This is a genomic window from Halomonas llamarensis (assembly GCF_023555005.1).
Lineage (GTDB): Bacteria > Pseudomonadota > Gammaproteobacteria > Pseudomonadales > Halomonadaceae > Vreelandella > Vreelandella llamarensis.
The window spans coordinates 1-24665 of record NZ_JAMJPJ010000038.1 but is presented as its reverse complement, the minus strand read 5'-3'; the positions used below and the strand labels follow the sequence as shown (position 1 = coordinate 24665).

The window sequence follows — 24665 nt, the reverse complement described above, 5'->3', positions numbered from 1 at the left end:
CGAGCGCCATGAGTTCCAATGAGACTAACCCATCGGCTGCGCCAGCAGCGGTTGATCAAGACGAACGGATCCAGAGAGTATCGTTCTGGAAGAAAGCATTAAATCGCCCTGAGTTGGGGGCGCTGGCCGGTACCGTGCTGGTGCTTGCCTTCTTTATCGCCGCCTCCAGCGGCACCGGGATGTTTACCCCCGCGGGTATTATTAATTTCCTCGAAGTCGCCGCACAACTGGGCATTATCGCCACGGCGGCTGCGCTGCTGATGATCGGCGGTGAGTTTGATCTGTCGATTGGGTCGATGATTGGCCTCGCTGGCATCCTGATCGCCATTCCTGCCGTGGAGTATGGCTGGCCACTATGGGCCGCTATTTTATTGGCATTCGCTTGTGCCGGGTTAGTGGGCTGGATTAACGGTAACCTGGTTAATAAAACGGGGTTGCCGTCATTTATCGTTACCCTGGGCTTTCTGTTTATTCTGCGTGGCCTTGCGATTGGTGTCAGCCGGTTGTTGACAGGGCGTACTCAGGTCGGGGGCGTACAAGAGAATATTCCTGGCGATTGGTTCGCGGCACTATTCTCAGGCGAGGTAGCCACGGGCCTGTTCTCCTGGATGGCCACGCAAGGTTGGATCGGCACTAACTTCGCGGGCAACCCCGTGGTTTCGGGCATTCCGGTCTCTATCGTCTGGTGGTTGGGTTTAACCGCCGTGGCAACCTGGGTACTGCTGTGCACGCCCTATGGCAACTGGATTTTCGCCAGCGGCGGCGACGCCAACGCTGCACGTAACTCAGGCGTGCCTGTCCACCGCGTCAAGATTTCGCTTTTCATGTTTACCGCTTTCTCCGCCACCATCTTTGCCTGCATTCAGGTCATGGATACCGGTTCGGCGGACACCATTCGCGGCTTGTTAAAAGAGCTGGAGGCCATTATCGCAGTGGTGATTGGCGGCGCTTTGCTGACCGGTGGCTATGGGTCTGCCATTGGTGCAGCGCTGGGTGCGCTGATCTTTGGCATGGTGCAAATGGGTATCTTCTATACCGGTGTTAACACTGACTGGTTCCAGGTCTTCCTGGGCATGATGCTGCTGGTGGCCGTGCTGTTCAACAATTACATGCGCAAGAAGGCGATGGAGGCCAAGTAACATGACAACTCAAACGCCAATGATTGAAATGCGCAATGTCAGTAAGCATTTCGGCAGTGTCATCGCCTTGAGCGATATCTCGATGCAGGTCTGTTCTGCCGAGGTCATGTGCCTGCTCGGCGATAACGGCGCCGGTAAGTCAACACTGATTAAAACTCTCTCGGGGGTACATCAGCCGACCCACGGTGAGATGCTGCTGGATGGCGAACCTGCCCGCTTCAAGTCACCGGCTTACGCGCTAGATGCGGGTATCGCGACGGTTTTTCAGGACTTGGCGATGGTGCCGTTGATGTCGATCACCCGGAACTTCTTTATGGGTCGCGAACCGACGGTGGGTTGGGGGCCGTTTAAACGTATCGATTGGAAATACGCCGACCGCATTGCCAAGCAGGAAATGGCCAAAATCGGCATTGATGTGCGCGATCCGAGCCAGCCGGTGGGCACGCTTTCCGGTGGTGAGCGTCAGTGCGTAGCGATTGCCCGGGCGGTCTATTTTGGCGCCAAAGTGCTGATTCTGGATGAGCCAACGTCCGCCCTCGGGGTCAAGCAGGCCTCGGTAGTGCTGCGCTATATCGCCAAGGCGCGGGCCGATGGCTTGGCGGTCATCTTTATTACCCACAACGTTCACCATGCCTTCCCGGTGGCCGATGCGTTCACCCTTTTATCACGTGGCGGCAGCCTGGGCTCCTTCCGTAAAGAAGAAGTTACCCGCGAAGAAGTGCTCAACATGATGGCTGGTGGTGCTGAACTGGAGAGTTTGGATGCAGAACTCGCTGAGTTTCAGCGCAGCGACCGTGAAAAAAAAGCCAATAGCGCTGCTGCCGACCAGCCCACTCCGAAGGCCGCTGGCGCGAATGTCGATGAGTCTGCCGAAAAGCGTTTAGCAGGCGGCTATTAAGTATAAGACAGTGCCGTGGGGAGGATTTATGCGCAATAACAATACTCAACACCGACCGCTTGACCTGATTTGCATGGGGCGGGTGGCGGTCGATCTTTACGCCGAACAGATTGGCAGCCGTTTAGAAGATGTGACCAGCTTTGCCAAGTACCTGGGTGGCAGCTCGGGCAACATGGCCTACGGAACTGCGCGGTTAGGGCTGAAATCCGCCATGCTCTCGCGAGTTGGCGATGAGCAGATGGGCAGCTTTGTACGCGAGGAACTGGCGCGGGTAGGGGTGGATACCAGCGCGCTACAAACCGATCCTGAGCGCCACACCGGCTTGGTACTGTTGGCGCTGAAAGACCGCGAAAGCTTTCCGCTGCTGTTTTACCGTCGCGACTGCGCCGATATGGCCATCGATGCTGACGCTATCGACCCTGAATTTATTGCCCGGGCAAAAGCCCTGGCAATTACCGGCACCCACCTTTCAACAGATACCACCCGGCGGGCATGCCGCAAGGCGCTGGACGCCGCCGCTCATTATGGCTTGAAGCGGGTGCTGGATATCGACTACCGCCCCGTGCTGTGGGGACTGACCAATCCCGGCGATGGCGAGACCCGCTTTATCGCCGATGAAAAAGTCACCACCGATCTGCAGCGCTGGTTACCCGATTTTGACCTGATTGTGGGTACTGAAGAGGAGTTTCATATTGCCGGCGGCAGTACGGACACTCTGGCGGCCCTGCGCGTAGTGCGTGAGGTTAGCCAGGCTACCCTGGTATGCAAGCTTGGGCCCATGGGCTGTGTAGTGTATGAAGGGGCTATTCCTGACCGCATTGAAGACGGTATTTTGGTTAAGGGCGTACAGGTCGAAGTGCTCAATGTACTGGGTGCCGGTGATGCCTTTATGAGCGGGCTACTGCGCGGCTGGTTACGCAATGAGCCCTGGCAAACCAGCGCTGCCTATGCCAACGCCTGTGGGGCGCTGGTGGTCTCCCGCCACGGTTGTGCCCCTGCCATGCCCACCGAGGACGAGTTATTTGATTATCTAGCCCGGCGTGATGATGTTTCCCGCCCGGATATAGATCAACGGCTGAATCATCTACACCGGGTAACCACCCGCGTGCCGACCCAATGGCCAGAAGTGCTAGGTTTGGCGTTTGACCACCGCCGCCAACTCACCGATATGGCGCGCGAAGAGCATGCCGACAGTGCACGGCTACCGGCTCTCAAAAAACTCTTGGTCACCGCCGCCGAAGAAGGTGCAAAACTAGGTGGCCTAAGCACCCCGGCCATTTTGGTCGACGACGTACTGGGTCAGGAGGCGCTTAATCAAGCTAGTGGCCAAGGCTGGTGGATTGGTCGTCCGGTGGAACTGCCGGGCTCACGTCCGCTGCGCTTCCAGCATGGCGATGATTTAGGTGCCTGCCTGCGCCAATGGCCGCGGGAACAAATCATCAAATGCCTGGTGTTTTATCACCCCGACGATGACATCTCGCTACGCCTGGAGCAGGAAGATCGCCTGCGCCAGCTCTACCAGGCAGCGTGTGCCTATGGGTTGGAGTTACTGATTGAAGTTATTCCCCCTGCCGATATGCCCAGTGACAACACCACCTTGCCTCGCAGCTTGCAGCGGCTCTACAACCTGGGGATTTGTCCCGACTGGTGGAAACTTCCCGCCATGTCAGATGCCGCCTGGCAGGCGGTGGGCGAGACGATTGATCGCGAAGACCCTTACTGCCGAGGAGTTGTTCTACTTGGACTCGACGCGCCTATGGACGACATGAAACGCGGCTTTGAAGAAGCCGCTAAACACCCTTGCTGTAAGGGGTTTACCGTTGGACGCACGCTATTTGCCAGCGCGAGTCGCGACTGGCTGGCGGGGCTTATCGACGACGCTAGCTTGGTAGAGCGGGTCTCCCAGAACTATGCCGAACTGATAAAGGCGTGGCGGCAATTAAGGAAGGCGCAGCCGCAAACGCTAGCTAAGACGGAGGAGGCGTAAGATGAGCACCATTCGACTCACCATGGCCCAGGCGCTGGTCAAGTATCTTGCCGCGCAACGTATCGAGATTGATGGTCAAGAGGTGGCGCTGTTCGAAGGCGTGTTTGCGATTTTTGGTCATGGCAATGTGGCTGGGTTAGGCGAAGCGCTTTACCACGTGCAAGACACGCTGCCTACCTTTCGCGCTCATAATGAGCAAGCCATGGCTCATGCGGCCATTGGCTTTGCCAAAGCCAATGGCCGCAAGCGGTTAATGGCCGCCACCAGTTCGATTGGCCCAGGGGCGACCAATATGATCACTGCGGCGGCGCTGGCCCATGCCAACCGACTGCCAATTTTGTTGTTACCCGGGGACACCTTTGCTACCCGCGACCCCGACCCGGTCCTCCAGCAGGTGGAGCATTTCGGCGACCCCAGCATCAGTGTTAACGACTGTTTTCGCCCGGTATCGCGCTACTTCGACCGTATCAGCCGCCCCGAGCAACTGCTGACCAGCTTGCCCCAGGCGATTTCCACAATGCTTGACCCCGAGCACTGCGGCCCTGCGACCCTGGCGCTGCCCCAGGACGTACAGACCTTTGCCTACGACTACCCGGAAGCCTTTTTTACCCCCAAGGTGAATCGTATTCGCCGCCCGCCACCGGATGCTTACGAGCTTCGTCAAGCAATCGCCGCGCTGCAACAGGCCAAACGTCCGCTGATGATTGCCGGTGGTGGCGTGCACTACGCGGATGCCTGCAACGCCTTGGCCGAATTTGCCAAAGCGCGCGGCATCCCGGTAGCCGAAACCCAGGCGGGCAAAGGCGTATTGGCCGACAGCCACCCCTGCGCAGTAGGTGCCATTGGCGTCACCGGTAGCGCAGCCGCCAATCAGTTGGCGGAGCAGGCCGATGTCATTCTGGCGGTGGGCACCCGGCTGCAGGACTTTACCACCGGCTCCCGAGCATTGTTTGAAAGCAATCATAAAACGCTCATCGCCCTCAATGTCGGGCGTTTCGATAGCGTTAAGCACCAGGCACTGTCGTTGACCTGCGATGCCTTGGCAGGACTTGAGCAACTCGATGAAGCATTAGTCGATTGTTGCGCCAGCAATGAATGGCGCGAGCAGACCGAAACGCTCAAGCGCGAGTGGGCCAAGACAGTGCATCAAGTAACGGCTGATCAAGGGAGCGCGTTGCCCACCGATGCCCAGGTGATTGGTGCGGTTAATCGCCAGGCAGGCAACGATACCACTGTGGTATGCGCGGCCGGTGGTTTGCCCGGCGAGCTGCATAAGCTCTGGCAGTGCTCGGGCCCTGGCAGCTATCACGTGGAGTACGGCTTCTCCTGTATGGGCTATGAAATTGCCGGTGGTTTGGGGGTTAAAATGGCCAAGCCTGAGCGCGAAGTGGTGGTGATGGTGGGCGATGGTAGCTACCTGATGCACAACTCGGAGCTGGCGACTTCGGTGATGCTGGGCCATAAGCTGATTGTGGTGGTGTTGGATAACCGTGGCTATGGCTGTATCAACCGCCTGCAGCACGCCACCGGCGGCGCGGGCTTCAACAACCTACTGCAAGATTGCCACACGGTGGAGGCGGGCGCACCGAAAACTGATTTTGCTGCCCATGCCAAATCCCTAGGCTGTGAGGCGGAATCAGTGAGTGGTATTGCCGAACTGGAGCAAGCGCTGGTGCGCGCTCGCGCCGCCCACTCTACCTATGTGATCGCCCTGGATACCGACCCGTTACCCAGCACCGAAGAAGGTGGTGCCTGGTGGGAAGTGGCCGTGCCCGAAGTTTCTGAGCGTGAAGCGGTCAATAACGCCTATCAAGGGTACCGCGAGGCCAAGCAGCGCCAACGCCATTAATACCAACAAACACAATCATAAGGAATACGCTATGCCAACGGTTACTTTAGGCATCAATCCGCTCACCTGGACGAACGATGATTTGCCCAGACTGGGCGGCGCAACACCGCTGGAAACCTGTTTGAAAGAGGGACGCGAAGCAGGCTTTAGCGGCTTTGAACTGGGCAATAAATTTCCCCGCACGCCCGACGCCTTGAATGAGGTGCTTAGCGCTCACGATTTGGCGCTTGTTTCGGGCTGGTACTCCGCACATCTGCTGGAGCGCAGCCCGGAAGACGAGATTGAAGCCATTCAAGACCATATGAACCTGCTCAAGCAGTGTGGCGCCAAGGTGATGGTGCTGTGTGAAGTCACTCACTGTGTACACGGCGATCAGGAGCGCCCGCTCTCCCAACGTCCGCATCTTGCCGAGGACGAATGGCAACGCTTGCTCAAAGGCTTGGACGTGGTTGGCGACTACCTGAAATCCCAGGGCATTCAACTGGTGTACCACCATCATTTGGGCACGGTGATCGAAAGCCAGGCCGACGTTGAGCGCTTAATGGACAACACCGGTGAAGGAGTAGGGCTGCTGCTTGATTTTGGTCATCTGTGCGGCGCGGGTGGCGATCCGCTCGCCATCGCCAAACGCTACAGCCAGCGTATCCACCATGTGCACTGCAAAGACCTGCGCTTCCCGGTGCTGGACGCAGTGCGCAACCGCGACAAAAGCTTTTTAAACGGCGTGCTGGACGGCCTGTTTACCGTGCCGGGGGATGGTGATGTGGCGTTTCTGCCCGCCTTAACCCACCTGTGTGAACAGGGTTATCAAGGCTGGTTGGTGGTTGAGGCTGAACAAGACCCCGAAGTCGCTCACCCGTTGACTTATGCCCGTCTGGGCTACCGTAACCTACGTCAACTTGCCGAGCAGGCAGGGTTTGACATTGCCGACTAAAACAGTACCCGCGACGTATCTTTCAGGAGTCTTTATGAAGACGCTATCCCACTACCTCAATGGCCAACATATCGCAGGTCAGAGCCAACGCACCTCGCCGGTTTACAACCCGGCCACTGGTGAGCAGAGCGCCCAGGTGGCGCTGGCCAGTGCCGACGAAACTCGCGACGCAGTGCGCATCGCCGATGAGGCTTTTGTCGCCTGGTCAAAAACCTCGCCGCTAAAGCGCGCTCGAATTCTGTTTAAATTCAAGGAACTGGTCGAGGCGCACACCGATGAGTTGGCGCGACTGATCTCCAGCGAACACGGCAAGGTGTTTTCCGATGCCAAAGGCGAAGTGACCCGTGGTTTGGAAGTGGTCGAGTTTGCCTGTGGCATTCCCCACCTGCAGAAAGGCGAGCACTCCATGAACGTCGGTACCGGCGTCGATAGCTACTCGATGATGCAGCCGCTGGGCGTCTGTGCGGGTATCTCGCCGTTTAACTTCCCTGCCATGGTGCCCATGTGGATGTTTCCCATCGCGCTGGCCTGTGGCAACACCTTCGTCATGAAACCGTCTGAAAAAGACCCCTCTACGCCGCTGCGATTAGCCGAGCTGCTTAAAGAAGCGGGCCTGTCTGATGGCGTCTTCAACGTCGTGAACGGCGATAAAGAAGCCGTGGATGTGCTGCTCACCGATGAGCGTGTCCAGGCGGTAAGCTTTGTAGGCTCCACGCCCATCGCCGAATACATCTACGCTACGGCATCAAAACATGGCAAACGCGTTCAGGCCCTGGGTGGGGCCAAAAACCACATGGTGATCATGCCTGACGCGGATCTGGATCAGGCGGTGGGTGCGCTGATGGGGGCCGCGTACGGCTCGGCAGGGGAACGCTGCATGGCGATTTCTGTCGCGGTGCCCGTGGGCGAAGAGACCGCCAACCGCCTGCGTGAAAAACTGGTAGCTGAACTGGAGAAATTGACGGTCGGGCCTGGCCTGGTCGATGGCCCGGATAACGATATGGGCCCGCTGATCACCCGCGAACACCGGGACAAAGTGGCGGGTTATATCCAAACCGGCGTCGATGAGGGCGCCGAGCTTGTCGTGGATGGCCGTCAGACAACCATAGACGGCGCGGGCGATGGCTATTTTATTGGCGGGACGCTGTTTGACCATGTGACACCTAAGATGCGCATTCACTCCGAGGAGATCTTCGGCCCGGTGCTGGCGATTGCCCGTGCGGAAAGCTTTGACGAAGCCGTCAGCATGGTCAATGCCCACGAGTATGGTAACGGCACGGCGATCTTTACCCGGGATGGCGACGCTGCGCGTCAGTACTGCGAGCAGATCCAGGTCGGCATGGTGGGTGTTAATGTGCCGATTCCAGTGCCCATGGCGTTCCACAGCTTCGGCGGCTGGAAGCGTTCGTTGTTTGGCCCGCTGCATATGCATGGCCCGGATGGCGTGCGCTTCTACACCCGCATGAAAACCATCACCCAACGCTGGCCCAGCGGCATCCGCGAAGAGACCAATCACTTCACTATGCCGACGATGTAAACAGCCTGATAGTGGCTCACTAAAACAGGTATGTATATCTGGTGATGAGGGCAGATTTCCGCGAGGGCGCTGTGAACCCTTCCATGGGCGCTACTTTCGCCATCCATGGCGAAAGACCCTCGCTTCAAACTGCCCTCACACCACGTTTATGGAGCCTGTATTTTACCGGCAGTGAAATTGTTAGCAGGGATAATCACAATGAAAACCCTCAAAATTGGCTTAATCGGCACCGGCTTTATGGGTAAAGCCCACGCGATTGCCCTTAACGCGGCGTCCAGCGTTTTTGAACTGCCCACTAAACCCGTGTGCGAACTGTTGGCGGATGTCGACCTCGCCACAGCCGAAAGCCGGGCGCGGGCCTGGGGCTTTGCCCGCGCCACTGACGATTGGCGTGCCCTGGTGGCAGACAGTGGAGTGGACGTGGTGGATATCTGCGCGCCCAATTTTCTGCATAAAGAGATGGCGCTGGCCGCCATTGCCGCGGGCAAGCATGTTTACGCTGAAAAGCCGCTGGCGCTAAGTAGCGCCGATGCCGACGAGATGGTCGCTGCGGCTGAAAAGGCGGGCGTCAAAACCCTGGTGGGCTTCAACTATATTCGCAATTCAGCCACCCAATTGGCCCGCGAAATTGTCGCCAGTGGTGAAATTGGTGAGTTGATTCACTTTCGTGGACGGCACAACGAGGATTATCTACTCGACTCTCAAAAGCCCCACGACTGGCATACACAGCGGGCAACAGCGGGTGCCGGCGCGCTAGGTGATGTGGGATCGCATATTCTCAATATGGCCGAGTTTTTAACCGGACAGCGTATTACCGAGGTATGCGGTCAGCTACAAACCGTCATCGCCTCGCGCCCCAAGGCTGACGGCAGCGGTATGGCCGCAGTGGAAAACGACGACCAGGCCCAGGCCATGCTGCGTTTTGACCAGGGGGTAATCGGCAATATCGAGACCTCACGGGTAGCCGCTGGCCGCAAAATGGGGTTGGCCTATACGCTAACGGGCACTCAAGGTGCCATTGTGTTTGATCAGGAGCGCATGAGCGAACTTCAGCTATATCGCCATGGTGATGCCCCAGGGAGGCGCGGCTTTACCACCTTGTTTACGGGCCCCGAACATCCCGACTATGCTGCTTTTAGCCCCGCACCGGGGCACGGTCTGGGCTATAACGATCAGAAAATTATCGAAGTGCGTGATCTGGTCGAAGGCATCATCAACAGTCGCCCCCTCTACCCCGGCTTTCGCGAAGCCGCGCGGGTTAATCGACTGATCAATGCCATCGAAACGTCAGATAAGACGGGGCAGTGGGTGGTGGTCTGACGGTTATCTCTTCTATGTCTTTATAAAATAATCAACGTCGCGAGCCCCAAGAATGACAAAAATCCGACCACATCGGTAACGGTCGTTAAAATCACCGCGCCGGACAGTGCCGGGTCAATCTGCAGCTTTTTTAACACTAATGGAATCAGCACCCCAGAGACATTGGCCAGGCTCATATTGATAAAAATGGCCAGTGTGATCACTAGCGTAATCAACGGGTCGCTAAACCACAGATAGGAAATGAAGCCGACGACCAGCGCCCACACCAAGCCGTTGATCATGCCTACCCATAGTTCCTTGTTATACAGCCACTGTTTATTGTTACCCGCAAGTTGGCCCAGAGCCAAACCGCGGATGACGACCGTCAGGGTTTGGCTACCGGCAATACCACCCATGCTGGCAACGACAGGCATCAGGATGGCTAGTGCCACGATTTGATCGAGTACTGCTTCAAACTGGCCAATGACGGAGGCGGCTAAAAAAGCGGTCAACAGGTTAATACCCAGCCAGATGCCGCGGCTTTTGGCACTGCGCAGGATGGGGGTGAACACTTCTTCTTCATCGCTGACGCCCGACATGTGCTTCAAGGTCATATCAGCGTCATCTTGGGTGATTTCCAACACATCGGCGGAGTTCAGCTGCCCAACCAACAGTCCATCGCTATCACATACGGGCACAAAGGGCAGTTCTTTGGAGCGCAATAATGCCGCTGCATCACTGACTTTCATTTGATCGTTCAGGGTAAAGAAATCATCCATATAGTCATCAACCACGGCATTTTGTGGTTGTTTGATCAAATCAATCAACGTCAGCGTACCGAGCAATCGCTTATCTTTATCCGTGATCATGATCTGCTGGGATTCATCGTCGAGCAGCTGGTGGATACGTATATAGCGTTGCACGGCCCCTAGCGAGACGCCCTGTTTTACATTGACCGTCTCAGGGTCCATGTAGCGCCCCACGACGTCATCTTCATAGGCATGCAGGTTTTCTACCTGGGCGCGAATTTCTTGGTCCAGGCTGGCATAAACGCTGGTTTTGATGGCTTCGTCAGCAACGTCCAGTACTTCTGCCACTTCCTGGGCATCCAGGCCCTTGACGATCTGCTCCACATCGCTGGCCGATAAATCTTCGATGTAGTCAGCCCGGATGTCTTCATCGACTTCTGCCAACACCTCGCCGACTAGCTCGGCAGGGATGTACTCCCAGAGCAGATCGCGGGTTTTGGCGGGGAAAGACTCAAGGGTGCGCGCAATGGCCAGGATGTCCAGCTCGGAAAATAGCTCTTCCAGGGCGGTACCGTCTTCGTCATCCAGGCTTTTTTGAAGATAAAGCAACTGCTCTTCGGTATTGGTGTATTTTTCATCATCGCGCATAGCGTCCATCCTTCGGCAAATTGATCGTCAACACAGCCACTTGAAAGCTCTTGATGGCGCTCTATCAATCTTATAGACAGGCTTGGTTAAAAGCGACGCGAACACCATGGGCCATGCGCTGCTGAGCAGACACAGGTGGCACATTGGTGCCAATCATTTCGTCGGCGGCGTCAGCCCAGGTCAGCGTACCGTGGGTGAAACCTAGCGGCACCAGCGCACGGCCAATCCATTGTGTGCCGGTAAAACGTTGCGTTTCGCCATTCTGATCGGTGAGCAAACTGACAGCGTTATCCCGATGCAAGCGAACGATGTACCAGCCCATATCAAGCCCGTGGACTTCTATGTCGGGCAGCGGTGTGGCGTATTGCGCAAGGTCTTCAAGGGTAACGCGAGCGGGAAGTGTGGAAGACATGGCGAATCCTCATGAGTGAATATTCTATACGCTAAGACTAAAGGCTTAACTGCATTTGTACAGCTCTTTAAGGAGTTGGTTTGGGCCTTTACAGAGCGCACTTGAAAGATGATGAATTGAGCAGGCCAGGCGTCAATTTAAGACGAGGAGGAAGGCTCTGGCCGGGTAGCGAGCCAAATGGCAATCAGCACCAGTAGCGCTATCACCCACCAGCGGGTCCAACCGGGGCCGAGCGACCAGCCGGTAATCAGCGCACTCAACGCGATCATGCTAACGGCCGCCAACTTACCGCGCTTGGAGATGGCACGCTCTTGCTCCCAGGCAACTAGCAACGGGCCGACATAGTGGCGGGAGCGGATCCATGCCTCAAAGCGGGGCGAACCTCTGGAGGCGCAGTAAACCGCCATTAGCATAAAGACGGTGGTAGGCAGCAGGGGCAGAAAAATGCCAAGTGCACCAATACTAAAGCTCAACCCCGCCAGTACGACCCACATGAGGCGGATCAGTCTCATTCTCGCTCCCGGTAGGCACGTTTCAATAAAGTCATCGTGCTGAGTATTAAATAAGTATGGACTTATGTCACTGCTTTGCCACACAGACAGTCTTCATCTAAAGGCAGGCACTTCACCATCGTATTGTCATTATGTATCCCGTCGTGATGTGGTGCGCGGTGGTTTGAGCATGGCCGCTGCCTTGATGCTTAGCTTTGGCGGTGCTGCTCGAGCTTGAGGATCACTAGGCGCTAGCGGCTAAGTTAGACAGTTACCCCAACTGCCTGCGCCAGCGGTTCTCGATAGTGTCCAACTCGGCAGCCCCATAATGTGCATGACTGTGTTGCCCGTAGTAGGCCCATAATGGATCGCCATAATCGAAGTGCCACCATTCGCTGGGCAGGTTGGTGAAGCCTTGTTCGCGCATGATGTGATAAAGCAGGCGGCGGTGATCACGTGCTTTGTGTTGCTGAGGGATTAGCGTTTCCAGATGCTCGAAATAGTCGCTATGAGAGGCCGGTAATGCCTCGTCAAACAAGGTGCCCATGTCCAGCGGTAGGCCATCGGCACCACACAGCGTGACGTCGACCGCCCCGCCGGTAAGGTGCGGGCTGGGGGCGAGCGGATCACGGCTGGGTACCGAGACAAACTCCCTTGTGCGCTCCAGTAACTCCGCTTCACTGAGGTCGGGTTGGTGGTGGTGGATAGCTTCGTGCAGGGTATCGAACAGATATTGCTGCACCCGCCATGGACGCCAGCCGTCCAGTACGATTAAACCGATGCCGTCGGGCAAGCTGCGTGCCGCGGCGAGTAGTGCCCGATAAACCCCCTCACGAACGAAACACTCCGGTATCGCGCCCGGAATGCCCAGCCGTGCATAGGCGGGAAAAACGCGGATCGGTGAGGGCGCGAGGCTCATCGGCATCAAACGCTCACCATTATCGTCAATGGGGACGCGGCGCAGCTGTTCCCAGCGCGGTGCTGGGTAGCTGGGGACAGGCGGCAAGGCCTTCAATAGTGTGTTCAAAGGCATTGTCTTATCCAAGCAGGGTGGGTAACCACAGCGTCAGCGGTGGAAAGAGAATTAATAAAATAAGTACCGCAATTGCAGTCAGCACAAAGGGCCAAATGGTTCTGAATAGCGACACAATTTCAAGACGACTAACCGCAGCCGCCACGAAGACGCAGGCACCCAGCGGCGGCGTGATCAAGGCAATGGTGATGTTCAGCGTGATGATAATACCCAGATGGATAGGGTCGATACCCGCCATCATGGCCACTGGTGCGAAGATAGGCGTCAGTAGCATTAACGCCGATACTTCCTCCATGAACATGCCCGTGACAAAGGTGATGGCGCTGAGCAGTAATAAAATAACGACGCTATTGTCCACATAGGGTGATAACAGTGACACAAACTGTTCCGGCACCTGAGCATAGGAAAGCAACCAGCTAATCGTGGCTGAGGCCGCCATAATCAGAAAAATGGCAGAGGTCAGGCGTGCCGTATCCAAAATGGCTTTCCAGCATTCCTTGAGCCGTAACCCACCCAGCATGACGCCACATAAGGCGACATACAGTGCGGTCAACGCGCCCGACTCCGTGGGTGTAACAAAGCCTAGCACGATACCGGCAACGATGATGAAGGGAGCAATAAGCGCAGGCAGCGCCGCGATAAATGCAAAGCCAAGCTGACCCAATGAGGGTAATTGAGTGCTTTTGGGTAATCGGTGGCGCCAGGCATACCAGGCGTTCATGCCCATAAAGGCAACACCCAGCAGCATTCCTGGCACAACGCCCGCCAGAAACAGATCACCGACTGACGTATTCGTCAGTGAGGCGTAAAGAATCATAAAGATACTGGGCGGAATAATCGGGCCGATCAGCGAACTGCCCGCAGTTAACCCGGCAGCAAACGCCCTTGAATAGCCTTCTTTCTCCATGGCAGGTACCAGCAGCGACCCAAGCGCCGAGGTATCGGCCACCGCTGAGCCATTAACGCCTGCAAAGAATACGCTCGAAACCACATTCACATGGCCCATGCCGCCGCGTAAGTGCCCGACTATCAGGCGAGCGAATCCCATCAGACGCTCGGTTAAGCCACTGACGTTCATCAGGTTGCCGGCAAGAATAAATAACGGAATGGCCATCAGTGAGAAAACATTGATACCACTGAAGAATTGCTGGGGCATCATGCGTGGAATCATCGAGAAGTCGACAAATAAAAAACCCACAAACGCGGTGGTTAACAACGCAATAAACAGTGGCAGCCCAAGTAATACGTGACCAAGGAAAACGACCAGCATCGTCACAGTCATAGGGAGTCCTCAACGGTCTTCATAGAAAGTCCTCAACGGTTTTCATAAAGAGTCCTCAACGGTCGTAAGCGGGGCAGGACCATAGAGAAGGACATGCCAAGTCAGTAGCAAGAAGCCAATAGGTAATGAAAGTAATGGCACCGTGCGGCTAATGCCGAGCCCAGACGTGGTGAACATGCTGACCGATAATGCATAGCGATAGCTGACCCATGCGCCGCCCGCTGCAATCAACAGGGTAAGTAGCCATTGGTACACATTGAGCAGGCGTGCGAAGGGGGCTGGCAATAGCTTCTCTAACAGCCCGACGCGCATATGTCCGCCTTCCGACCAGACGGCTCCAGCCGCAAGCATTACGGTGGCGATGATCAAGAAACGGGATAGCTCATCTGTCCAGATAGGAGCGCCACCGGCGATGTAGCGTGCAAACACCCCAAACAGAATGGCGGCAACATTGAGGGATAACAGCGCGCCCGCCAGCGTTAGGGTAACAGGGCGGCTGATCGCCAAAAGACGGGATCGAAGCGTATTAAGCATGGCAGCCTTCCATGAAGCACAGAAACGTTAAGCACTAATATTAAGTACGGGAACATTAAGTACTGGCAATAGAGGGCCGGTAAGGTACCAGCCCCCGTCGTCGTTGCAGTACTGGAGGCCGTTAGTCGAGCAGGTCGCTCATACCCGCATCTTCCAGCGCCATGTCGATCCAGCGTTGCTCGATATCACGCTCTTCGAGCCATTCAAGGTAAGCAGGCTGACCAATGTCGCGAAAAGCGCTTAAGTCTTCTTCAGAAGGGCGAATCACTTCCATACCTTGTTCTTCCAGGTAGGCGATACGTGAATCGACCTGCTCCTCGTTGTGCTCACGGGCATTGTGGTTAGCTTCGGCGACGGCTTCCTGAAAGGCACCACGAAGCTCGTCATCCCAACCGGCGATCATTTCGCTGTTGCCCACCAGGAACTGATTCGAATACTGGATATTGGCAAGCGTCAGGTAGTCCTGTACTTCGTAAAGGCTGCCCAGAATGATATACATCGGTGGGTTCATCTGGCCGTCCGCTACCCCGGTGCGCAGTGCCATGTAGGTTTCTGTCCAGGGAATCGGCGTGCCGGAGGCACCGAAGGCCTCATAGAGAGCAACCTGGCTGGGGTCCATGGCCCGGAAGCGGAGACCTTCGAAGTCGTCAGGGTGACTGATGGGCGTCTCGTTATTGGTGAACGCCAAAAAGCCGCCCTCTTCGACGACTGCCAGCATATCGATGCCGGCCCGCTCCTTCAGCGCCGCACTGACTTCCTGCCAATACGCCCCTTCATCGAAGAAGGTGCGAGCCGCCGCAAAATCGTCGAACAGAAACGGAATAGCACTGACGAAAATCTCATCGACGAGAGGAGAGACGCCCGCGAAGGACGCCACATTGAGCATCGGCGTGCTCATGGTCTGCTCCATGCGTTCCTGCTCTTCGCCCAGCGAGCTATTGGGATATAGCTCTAGCTGGATCTGGTTGTCGGTTTTTTCTTCAACCAGTTCTTTAAGGTTAGTGGCAAAGACGTGGACGGCATTCTTCTCGGGGTCGGGGGCGCCGTTGTAACCCAAATTGATCGTGGTCTCGGCGACGGCATTACCAGCCATCAGGGCAGAGCCGATTAGGCAAGCCGAGATGAGCCGCTGGGGTGAAAAGCGTTGAGTCAACACTGGGTAAGTCAACATAGTCAGTCTCCTGGTTTATTGTCGTGAGCTGTAGGGTGCTGAGTGAGCGTTATTAGATTTATAGGTGTTGCCTACAGGAAGACTATGTATTGAGGCGTTGACTATGCAAGGCCTTTAGTGTGGACTTTATTGCAACAGTCGTGGCGCATCGGCCGAGAAAAAGCGCATGCCTTTGTGTAGATGATCGATACAGGCTGTAGAAGCCACGGGGAGTTCTTGCCCCTTCAAGCTAACGATCTGCGCACGGGTACCGTTCATCACCGGGTAGCGCATGGGAAGCGTGCAAATTTCGCCGCGCTCTATTTCATCAATGACGGTGATTTCCGGCATAAACGTAACGCCAATGCCTGAGCGAACGAAATTCTTCAACACGGATACAGAGTTGGTGTGCAGGCGTGCTTCAAGATGAATACGCTCCTGGTGAGCCACCATATTGACCATTTGCCGCATGCCGAAAGGATTGTCCATTAACGCCAGCGGCCAATCTTTTAAGTCATGCAGCGTCACGGGCCGATTCAGCTCAATGAGAGGGTGATTGGGGGGAACAATGACATCGAGTGGCTGGCGCGTTTCCACATGGCAGTAAAGCTGCGGGTCGACCGGCGGTGCATAAAGTAGCGCTATATCCACTTCGCGATCTTTGAGTAGCGACATCGCTTCATTGACACCCGCCATACGGACTTCGACATTAATACCCGCAAACGCCGACATAAACGTGCCTAGCGGGGCAGTGATCAGATCAGCGATAAACCCTTCCCCAACGGCAATACGTACTTCGCCTTTCGCCAGGCCCTGAAGTGCCATGAGTTGGGAAAGTACAGCTTCTTCTGAGGCCCGCTGGGCATGAAAGTGATGCACCAGTAACTGACCGGCTGCGGTTGCGCGCATGCCGCGTCCGTGTCGCTCGCACAGCTGCGTATCCAATTCTTCTTCCAGTGCTTTTAATTGGCGGCTAACAGCGGAGGCATCGACATTCAGGTGGGCCGCGGCGCGCCTTAGCGAGCCGCGGCGAATGACTTCATTGAGGTAAGTTAACGCACGCTGATTTAGCATAAATACACCTGACCATAAGGTGTCATACATATTAACGGATGACCGCTAAGCACGTGCAATTGATGCAGGTAAGGCTAGGCGAGAGGTTGTGTAGATCGTTCGCTTTGTGCGTCTTTCGCCTCCACCGCATCCGCCAGCATGTCGGCGGTGATCGCGGAGAGCGTCCAGCCCAGGGCACCACGCGGCGGGTGCTGATGCCGGGGAAGCACTCTTCGACCCAGCGAATCAGCGGGCGGATGCGATTATTCCGCGGGCCGGGCGCGCGCAATGATCGCCGCACAATCAAGCCCGGCAGGCAGCGTGCCGGTACTGAGGCCGTTTCGTTCAGCCAGTCGTCCGGCACAGAATGCATCGGCCACATAAGCGGGAGCGTGCTGCACCAGCAGGGCGCCCTGTAACGCTAGGGCCATACCATCCGCCAACTGACGAGCGCGGTACTGAAGCGCTTGGGTATCCTGCATCTCCCGCTGTAATTGCTGAATAAAGCGGTCAAGATGCGAATCAGCGCCTTGTGCCTTGGCGAGTTCCGTAAAGTAGGCGTCGAGCACCTCGGGCTGCTTTTCAATTGCGCGCAGGATATCCAGGCACTGAACGTTGCCACTGCCTTCCCAAATGGCGTTGATGGGCGATTCGCGGAATAGACGTGGCATCATGTGGGTTTCCATGACGCCGCTACCGCCGATGACTTCCATCGCTTCATAGGCGTGGTGGGGCGTGCGCTTGCAGATCCAGTACTTGCCGACGGGCGTGGCGATTCGCGCCAGCAGGCGCTCATGCTCGTTGTCTTGCTGATCCATGGCTCTCGCCATGCGCAGCATCAGGGTCGTCGCGGCTTCACTCTCGATGGCCAGATCGGCGAGCACGTTTTGCATCAGCGGCTGTTCGCTCAAACGCGCCCCGAAGGCATGGCGATGGGTGGCGTGGTGAATTGCCTGGGCAGTGGCCTGGCGCATGCCGGCTGCAGAGCCGATCATGCAGTCGTAGCGGGTCATGGCCACCATCTCGATGATGGTGCGCACACCGCGTCCCTCGTCGCCCACCATCCAGGCAAAGGCGCCGCGTAGCTCGGTCTCGCTGGAAGCGTTCGCCACGTTTCCCATTTTGCGTTTGAGCTGCTGGATATGCAGCGGATTTTTAGTACCGTCGGGTCGCCAGCGCGGCAGCAGAAAACAGCTCAAGCCGCCGGGGGCCTGGGCGAGCACCAGAAACGCGTCGCACATGGGTGCGGAGACAAACCACTTATGCCCCACCAGCTCGTAGGCTTCACCTGGCCCGCCTTGATCAATCGGATAGGCGCGGGTGGTGTTAAGCCGCACATCGGAGCCGCCCTGCTTCTCAGTCATTGCCATGCCGAGGGTGACGCCCTGTTTTTCGAAATAGGGCACGTTGCGCGGGTCGTAGTGCGGCGCGGTGATTTTATTGCCCCAGTGTTCAAGCAGGCTGGGCTGGTGGCGTAACGCAGGCAGGGCAGCAAACGTCATGGTAATCGGGCAGCCATGGGCCGCTTCCACCTGTGTGTGTAGAAAGTAGTTGGCGGCCCGGTTGACGTGGGCGCCCGGCCCTGGGTTTCGCCAGGGGCTGGCGTGCAGGCCGTGCTCCACCGCTGTTTGCATAAGCTGGTGATAGGCCGGGTGAAACTCGACCAGATCGACTCGATGGCCTTGCCGGTCGTGGGTGACCAACTGTGGCGAGTGGCGGTTGGCGTCAAACCCTAAGGCGATGGCTTCAGCCGAGCCTGCCCACTGGCCAAACGTCTTGAGTGAGGCGTCGTCAGTGCCGCCTTCGCGCTTGACGCCTTCCTGTAGCGCGCGGTCAGTGGTGAAGCTGTTGACGTTCTCCAGCGACGGCGGTTGGTTTTCCACCTGATGGGTACTCGCTTGTAGCTGATCGGCGAGGGGGAAGTGCGACAGCATAGTAGCCACCTCTTATTGTTCAATATCAGGACTGCTTACTGTTCATAAGTATGGACGTATATTATGGCTTTGCCACCCGGCGGGATAGTGCTCGATGGTTGCTGCTAGCGGTCTTAAGGCGATAGTGCTAGCAGGGGTTTGCCGTGAGGAGTGCCCTCTATATGTTGAAGCTCGACTGCGTAAACTTGCGCGATAGCCGTAGGGTTGAGCACTTGGTGGGGTAGCCCATGGTCAATACGTTTGCCTTGATGCAGCAGCCAAACCTGGTCGGCGTAGGTGTTGGCGAGATTAAGGTCGTGTAGCACGCAAACAATTGCTATGCGGTGCTGCGCGGCCCAGGCGCGTAGCTGGCGCATTAGGCGTTGCTGCTGGCCGATATCCAGGGCGCTGGTCGGTTCATCCAGCAATAAAAGACCGCCATCCCTGGCGGTAGGAGAACACCTTGAGAGGAGCTGGCAAGCGCCTCGCGCGATCATCACCCGTTGGCGCTCGCCGCCGGATAGCGAGAGCACGCTGCGCTTGGCGAGATGGGTGAGATCCAGGTCGTCGAGTAACTCAGCCACCAGTGATTTAGCCGGGTTACTGCCAAGACTCACTAGTTCGATGGTTTGCCAGTCAAAGCCGGGTAGCTCCTGCTGGGCGACCAGCGCACGACGATTGGCAAGTTCGGCGATGGGCCATTCGCGCAAGGGCTTGCCATCCAGATGTAGTTCGCCTTGCTCGGCAGGGCGAAACCCGGACAGGAGGCTGAGTAGCGTGCTTTTGCCCGCGCCGTTGGGGCCGACAATGGCCAGCAGCTCGCCGGGGCGAAGAGTGCCGTCCAGAGGGGCGATGGCGGGCGTGGTGGTTAAACCCGTCTGATGAAGCGTTAGCATGTTCGGTTCCTGCGCATCAGTAGGTACAGGAAGTAAGGCCCGCCCAACAGGCTGGTCAGCAGTCCGACGGGGATTTCCGCGGGCACGGCAACGGTGCGGGCCAGGGTGTCGGCCACGACCAGCAGCAGCGCGCCGCCTAACATTGAGGCGGGGAGCAGCAATCGGTGGCTAGGCCCCAGCCAGAGCCTTAGGCAGTGGGGTACCAGCAGGCCTAGAAAGCCAATCACGCCAGTAAGCGCCACGCACAGCCCTACACCCAGCGAGGTTGCGACCACCACCCGGCGCTTTAAGCGGCTAGCATCCAGCCCCGCCGCATGGGCGGTCGCTTCGCCTAGCTGCAGTAGGTCGAGTTCGCGCGCGCTGCGCATTAACCGCCATAGGGCAACGGTAATCAGTACTATGGCGAGCGCTGTAGTGCGCCACAGGGCATTCGTCAGCGTGCCCATGCCCCATAAACTAAGCTGGCGCAGCTGTTCATCGCTGGCGATAAAGGCTAAAACCCCACCACCAGCGCCGGCCAGCGTATTGATGGCCAAGCCCGCTAATAGCAGTGTCATTACCGCAGCACTGCCGCTGCCCTGGCGCTTGGCTACGCCAAACACAATCAAACAGACGCATAAAGCGCCCAGAAAGCCCGCCGCAAACTGGCCGTAAAGGCTGCCTGCGCCGCTGTCTTGAAATAGCACAATCCATAGTGCTACAAACAGCCCTGCGCCGCTGGCAAGGCCCAGCAGAGTCGGGTCGGCCAGCGGGTTACGAAACAGCCCCTGCATGGCGGTACCGCTACCGGCAAGCATTGCCCCCACCGCGACGCCTAACAGTAAGCGTGGCAGACGTAGCTGCCACCACACCTGAACATTGAGCGAGTCGGCCTCGCCGCTGATTAGCTCCCAGGGGGATACGCCCAACGCGCCCGAGGCGGCTGACCAGCCAAGCGCGACGAGTAATGCAGCTGTTAATCCTGACAGCACACGAGTGGTTCGGCTAATCGGCAGACGTAGCCGAAAACGGTAGACGTTGAGAATGGCAATCATGGGCTTACTTGGGCGGTGGTGGCTCGGGCAGAATGAGTCTGGGCGTTCATAGATGTGCTCAAGAGGGCTTCAACGTCCTGGCGCAAAGTGAGTAGCTGATCAGGTGTGCGCGGGCCAAAGCCGAGCAGCGCTTGGTCATCAATCGTAATCAATTGTCGATGGCGCCCCGCGGGGGTCAATGCCATACTAGGCAGTTGCCATAGCGCGGCTTCGCCGCCTATTGCCGCCAAGCCCCGCTCGGAGACAATCACAATGTCGGGCGCTTTCTTGGCTAGCGCTTCGGCGCCTACGCTGCGATAGCCTTGCATTTCAGCAAAGGCATTTTCCAGGCCCACCGCTTCAAGCGCCGTATGCGCCGCGGTATCGCTGCCTGCTGCCCGGGGGGTTAAGCCGCTATGCTGCATAATAAATATAGCGCGAGTTGGGGGCAGGGCGGGCAGGTTGGCTAGCTGCGCTAGTTTATCGTTCAGTGTATCGGCTAAGACATCACCTTCTTTTCTGCGATTGGTGAGCTGCCCAACGGCACGGACTTTGTCGCCAATGGCCTCCAAGGTGGGCGGGGTGCTGATGATCTCTATACTGACACCAACAGCCGCTAGCTGCTCCAACACTTCCTTGGGGCCTGCGTGCCCAGCTGCCAGGATCAGGTCGGGTTTAACAGAAAGCACGCTTTCAGCGGAGAGCTGGCGCAGGTAACCCACCGAGGGTAGCGCCGCCATGGCAGGTGGATACACCACGGTGTCGTCTCGGGCGATAACGTTAATATCAGCACCCAGGTAGGCCAGCGTTTCGGCAATATCGCCACCCAGCACCACCCAGCGCTCGCTGGCCAATGCGGCCCCGGTGGTCAGCCACCCCATCAGCAGTGCTGCCAGTGAGCGGCGTATTAGGCGTGTTGCATTCATGCCACTGCCTCCTGTTTGCCGAGTTCATCCAGCAACTGCCGCCACTCTCGGCGCTCCGCGCGGCCTTCCTGGCGTTCTGCGTAAAGCTGCAGCACTAGCGCACCCTGGGCATCGAAGGCCTCAATGCTGGTCACGCCGCCGTCACGGTTGGGTTTGCTGACTTGCCACACTTGGTCAATCGCGGTGTCATCAAGGTGCAGGGTGAACTGCTCGCCAAACAGGTTCAGCCAACCGCGGGCACGTTGCGGGGTGGGCAATATGCCGGTGCGGATCTGAACGCAGCCGGGGCTGGCAACAAACAACATCAACGGCAGTGCGCGTTGGCTGGCCTGCTGAAACACGGTTTCCAGTGAGCGCGTAGGCAGCGCACGCGTAAAGCGACCCTCCATTAACTGGTTGGCCTCAATACGTTCCAGGTGGTGACGCTTTAGAAGCGCAAAGAACTGGTGCACATCGCGCATCTCACCCCACTCGCTAGCCAGGGTGGGTATTTTGGGGAGTGGGCGCTTGAGGCGGGGCATGCTCTGGGTAAACGCCGGCGTGTCTTGAGTGCCCAAGGCCGCTAGTGCGCCCCAGGGGCGCGGCAGCGGGTTCTCCAGAGCAAAGCACTTATGCACGGCGCAGCCATGCTGGTTAAATATCTGCAGGCTCCACCGCCACTGTGGCTCTTCTTCGTTGCTGGAAGGCATGAGGTCGCGAATCAAGCAGGCCCAATACCAGTGTAAGTAAAGTAACCGTAGATCCAAGCCACCGGGGGCGAGCAGCAGGCCTGTTTGTGGCCTGTCGCGTAGTGCCGGGTAATCGCCGGTTTGCTCTAACACGGCCAGCCGTGAGCGAGTCAACGCCTTCACCCGCCCCAACTGAGGCAGATAGGCGGCAAGTTCGTTGGGCGTGAGCGGTAGCGTCCATACATTACGGCCCAGGCGGGCGGCCTGGAGTTCGCCTTCACTGATCGATAAGCGTTCGGCAATCTCAATGGCGGGAAGGCGCGGCTGAGCGGCACGCGCCGCGTCAAGGGCTTCGATAATAGCGATCTGTTGGGATGAAATCATGACGCACCTCTAGGTTTACCACTACATGGGGGTTATCACTGCATGGGTTTACCACGACACGGAACTACCACCGCCAATTGAAGGTGGCGAACAGGCTGCGCCCATCGCCCAGGCTACCGTCGGGGCGGTACCACACCTTGTCGCCAAGATTGGCAAGGCGCAGCGAGGTATCCACGGCCGGGGTGATTTGCCAGCCGAGATGAACGTCGTGCAGGCCGTAACCGGGCAGGCGCTCATCGTCGCCCTGTTTATCAAACGATTGGGCAAAGCGCGCTTGCCAGCCCAGGCGCACACCGCTGCGATACAGCACAAGCTCGCTACCTAGGGTGGCTTCCAAAGGCGTTTGGCTGCCCAGCACTGCGCCAGAGTCGCGGTCTTTGCCGGAGACTTCCGAAAGGCCCACAAAGCTGGTCAGCGGCGGTAAGGCACTGGGTTGCCAAGTCACCCGAGCGTCATACCCCCACAGCTGGGCGCGCTGTACGTTCACCGCTTGAGTAGTGCCTGCCATGATGTCGACCTGGGTATCAATAAAGTCGTCCGCGCGGGTATCGAAGTAGCTGGCGCGAACCTGCCAGTCGCCCTGGTGCCACACCACGCCGCTCTCCCAGGTGTGGCTAGATTCAGGTGAAAGGTTGGGGTTGGGGATCCAGTAGTTGTCCGGCGTGCAGAAGGTTGGCCCGGCGCAGAAACCGGCAAAGTGGCGCTCGTTGGCGTAAAGCTCGGAAAGGCTGGGAGCACGGAAGGCTTCGGCGTACCCCGAAAACAGCATCAAGGCATCGTCGGGCCGCCAGGCGAGGCGAAAACGCGGCGATATTTGGTCGTGGACGCTATCAGCGTCGTTTTGGCCACTGGCATCGTAGCGGTCGTAGCGAGCACCCAGGCCAACGTCAAATTGCCCGGCGCCGCCATCGGCTAGATAGCGTCCAGCGGTAAGGGTGGTGTCGAGATAGGCTGCCTGGGTGTCGATATCGGCGTTGGGGAAGCCATTGGCTTCGCCCTCTGGTCGTTGGCGTGCCTGCTCCAGCTCGACACCGAATACCAGCGTTTGCGAGAGCCCGCCGTGATCCATACGGTGGTAGCCGTCGCTCTGCAGCCCGACCCGCTCTAAGGTGCGGTTGGCCTGGGGTTCATCGATAGTCTGCTGACTAAAGGTAAGTCGGGAGGTAACGTCGGTGACAGCGCTGGGCTGCCAGCGGTGGCCTAACTGGACGTTGTGGCTCTCCACATCGCGGTCACGCAGAGGGTTGCTGGCATCGGTGGAAAGCTGCTGTGGGTTGGCGGGCTGGGTGGCGCGTTCGTCGTAGTGCTGCCAGCTCATGAATATCCGCTGATCGTCACTGGGTTCCCAGCCGCCTTTTAGCAGCAGGCTATTAAGCGTGGCATCCTCTTCGGCTTCATCGCCCCCGGCGCGGCGAATATCGCCGGATTCACTGCGACCAATTGAGAACAGGCCGTCCACCTTGCCGTTGGCGGTATCTCGGCGACCAAAGGCGGTCAGGCTGCCGCGAAGTTCGTCGCTGGCCGTTGCCCCGCCGACGGAAAGGCGCAGGCCGCTATCTTCGCCGGGGGCCAGCAGGTCATCGGACTCCACACTGGTGAAACTGATCACCCCGCCCATGGCATTGCTGCCGTAAAGGCTTGAGAGCGCACCACGGGCAATCTGGACCTCTTGAATCAAGCCTGGGTCGAGGAAGAAGTTGCCGATGTGCCCGGTGGAGATATCCTGACGAACACCATCCAAGCGCGAGATATAGTCGGATGTTGTGTATGGAGGACAGAAGGAAGGGTGGCGTATCCTGTTGATTGATCACGACCAAGATTTCAACCAACACAAATGGATACGCCATGACAGATTCTACCCTCCAAGCCA

At 57.6% G+C, this 24665-nt stretch carries 22 protein-coding genes; 7 read left to right on the top strand and 15 right to left on the bottom strand.

Going from position 1 to position 24665, the window contains the following annotated elements:
* Positions 1 to 8: 8 nt before the first annotated feature.
* The 7 genes from M8006_RS15815 (at position 9) to M8006_RS15785 (ending at position 9664) form a co-directional block, all read left to right on the top strand.
* Positions 9 to 1139: an ABC transporter permease gene (locus M8006_RS15815; RefSeq protein ID WP_250083869.1), complete on the top strand. Its 1131-nt coding sequence runs from the start codon at positions 9 to 11 to the stop codon at positions 1137 to 1139.
* Position 1140: 1 nt separating this feature from the next.
* Positions 1141 to 2037 (top strand): ATP-binding cassette domain-containing protein, encoded by an 897-nt coding sequence (locus M8006_RS15810; RefSeq protein WP_250083867.1) that lies wholly within the window; start codon positions 1141 to 1143, stop codon positions 2035 to 2037.
* Between the two features lie 28 nt (positions 2038 to 2065).
* Entirely contained in the window at positions 2066 to 4024 is a 1959-nt protein-coding gene (locus M8006_RS15805; RefSeq protein ID WP_250083864.1) for a bifunctional 5-dehydro-2-deoxygluconokinase/5-dehydro-2-deoxyphosphogluconate aldolase, read from the top strand.
* 1 nt (position 4025) lies between these two features.
* On the top strand, positions 4026 to 5873 hold the full coding sequence (iolD, locus tag M8006_RS15800; RefSeq protein WP_250083862.1) for a 3D-(3,5/4)-trihydroxycyclohexane-1,2-dione acylhydrolase (decyclizing): 1848 nt from the start codon (positions 4026 to 4028) through the stop codon (positions 5871 to 5873).
* 31 nt (positions 5874 to 5904) lie between these two features.
* Positions 5905 to 6807: a myo-inosose-2 dehydratase gene (iolE, locus tag M8006_RS15795; RefSeq protein WP_250083860.1), complete on the top strand. Its 903-nt coding sequence runs from the start codon at positions 5905 to 5907 to the stop codon at positions 6805 to 6807.
* 34 nt (positions 6808 to 6841) lie between these two features.
* Positions 6842 to 8344: a CoA-acylating methylmalonate-semialdehyde dehydrogenase gene (locus tag M8006_RS15790; protein WP_250083859.1), complete on the top strand. Its 1503-nt coding sequence runs from the start codon at positions 6842 to 6844 to the stop codon at positions 8342 to 8344.
* 198 nt (positions 8345 to 8542) lie between these two features.
* On the top strand, positions 8543 to 9664 hold the full coding sequence (locus tag M8006_RS15785; protein WP_250083856.1) for a Gfo/Idh/MocA family protein: 1122 nt from the start codon (positions 8543 to 8545) through the stop codon (positions 9662 to 9664).
* Between the two features lie 20 nt (positions 9665 to 9684).
* Here the strand turns inward: M8006_RS15785 and mgtE are convergent, their stop codons facing one another.
* The 15 genes from mgtE to M8006_RS15715 all read right to left on the bottom strand — a co-directional run bounded on the left by mgtE (position 9685) and on the right by M8006_RS15715 (position 24545).
* Positions 9685 to 11040: a magnesium transporter gene (mgtE, locus tag M8006_RS15780; protein WP_250083855.1), complete on the bottom strand. Its 1356-nt coding sequence runs from the start codon at positions 11038 to 11040 to the stop codon at positions 9685 to 9687.
* A 70-nt stretch (positions 11041 to 11110) separates the two neighbouring features.
* Positions 11111 to 11452 (bottom strand): DUF6482 family protein, encoded by a 342-nt coding sequence (locus tag M8006_RS15775; RefSeq protein ID WP_250083853.1) that lies wholly within the window; start codon positions 11450 to 11452, stop codon positions 11111 to 11113.
* A 137-nt stretch (positions 11453 to 11589) separates the two neighbouring features.
* Positions 11590 to 11964, bottom strand: coding sequence for a YbaN family protein (locus tag M8006_RS15770; protein WP_250083851.1), 375 nt, complete (start codon positions 11962 to 11964; stop codon positions 11590 to 11592).
* 250 nt (positions 11965 to 12214) lie between these two features.
* Positions 12215 to 12976, bottom strand: coding sequence for a M15 family metallopeptidase (locus tag M8006_RS15765; protein WP_250083849.1), 762 nt, complete (start codon positions 12974 to 12976; stop codon positions 12215 to 12217).
* Positions 12977 to 12980: 4 nt separating this feature from the next.
* Positions 12981 to 14258 carry a TRAP transporter large permease gene (locus M8006_RS15760; RefSeq protein WP_250083847.1) on the bottom strand — a complete coding sequence of 426 codons (1278 nt, stop codon included), beginning with the start codon at positions 14256 to 14258 and terminating at the stop codon, positions 12981 to 12983.
* 42 nt (positions 14259 to 14300) lie between these two features.
* Complete coding sequence (locus M8006_RS15755) at positions 14301 to 14792, bottom strand: TRAP transporter small permease (protein WP_250083845.1); 492 nt, start codon at positions 14790 to 14792, stop codon at positions 14301 to 14303.
* Positions 14793 to 14913: 121 nt separating this feature from the next.
* Positions 14914 to 15963 (bottom strand): TRAP transporter substrate-binding protein DctP, encoded by a 1050-nt coding sequence (gene dctP, locus M8006_RS15750; RefSeq protein WP_250083843.1) that lies wholly within the window; start codon positions 15961 to 15963, stop codon positions 14914 to 14916.
* A 126-nt stretch (positions 15964 to 16089) separates the two neighbouring features.
* Positions 16090 to 17016 (bottom strand): LysR family transcriptional regulator, encoded by a 927-nt coding sequence (locus tag M8006_RS15745; RefSeq protein ID WP_066314758.1) that lies wholly within the window; start codon positions 17014 to 17016, stop codon positions 16090 to 16092.
* Between the two features lie 74 nt (positions 17017 to 17090).
* Positions 17091 to 17225: a hypothetical protein gene (locus M8006_RS18180; protein WP_284047088.1), complete on the bottom strand. Its 135-nt coding sequence runs from the start codon at positions 17223 to 17225 to the stop codon at positions 17091 to 17093.
* 33 nt (positions 17226 to 17258) lie between these two features.
* On the bottom strand, positions 17259 to 18929 hold the full coding sequence (locus tag M8006_RS15740; RefSeq protein WP_250083841.1) for an isovaleryl-CoA dehydrogenase: 1671 nt from the start codon (positions 18927 to 18929) through the stop codon (positions 17259 to 17261).
* 113 nt (positions 18930 to 19042) lie between these two features.
* Positions 19043 to 19804: an ATP-binding cassette domain-containing protein gene (locus M8006_RS15735; protein ID WP_250083839.1), complete on the bottom strand. Its 762-nt coding sequence runs from the start codon at positions 19802 to 19804 to the stop codon at positions 19043 to 19045.
* Positions 19798 to 20838 (bottom strand): FecCD family ABC transporter permease, encoded by a 1041-nt coding sequence (locus M8006_RS15730; RefSeq protein WP_250083837.1) that lies wholly within the window; start codon positions 20836 to 20838, stop codon positions 19798 to 19800. The genes M8006_RS15735 and M8006_RS15730 overlap by 7 nt, the downstream gene beginning before the upstream one ends.
* Positions 20835 to 21743 (bottom strand): heme/hemin ABC transporter substrate-binding protein, encoded by a 909-nt coding sequence (locus M8006_RS15725; RefSeq protein WP_250083835.1) that lies wholly within the window; start codon positions 21741 to 21743, stop codon positions 20835 to 20837. Before M8006_RS15725 ends, M8006_RS15730 begins: the two co-directional genes overlap by 4 nt.
* The gene (locus tag M8006_RS15720) at positions 21740 to 22795 is read right to left on the bottom strand and encodes a ChuX/HutX family heme-like substrate-binding protein (protein ID WP_250083833.1); all 1056 of its coding nucleotides are present in this window, start codon (positions 22793 to 22795) and stop codon (positions 21740 to 21742) included. Before M8006_RS15720 ends, M8006_RS15725 begins: the two co-directional genes overlap by 4 nt.
* 64 nt (positions 22796 to 22859) lie before the next feature.
* Complete coding sequence (locus M8006_RS15715) at positions 22860 to 24545, bottom strand: TonB-dependent receptor domain-containing protein (RefSeq protein ID WP_250083882.1); 1686 nt, start codon at positions 24543 to 24545, stop codon at positions 22860 to 22862.
* Positions 24546 to 24665: the final 120 nt, after the last annotated feature.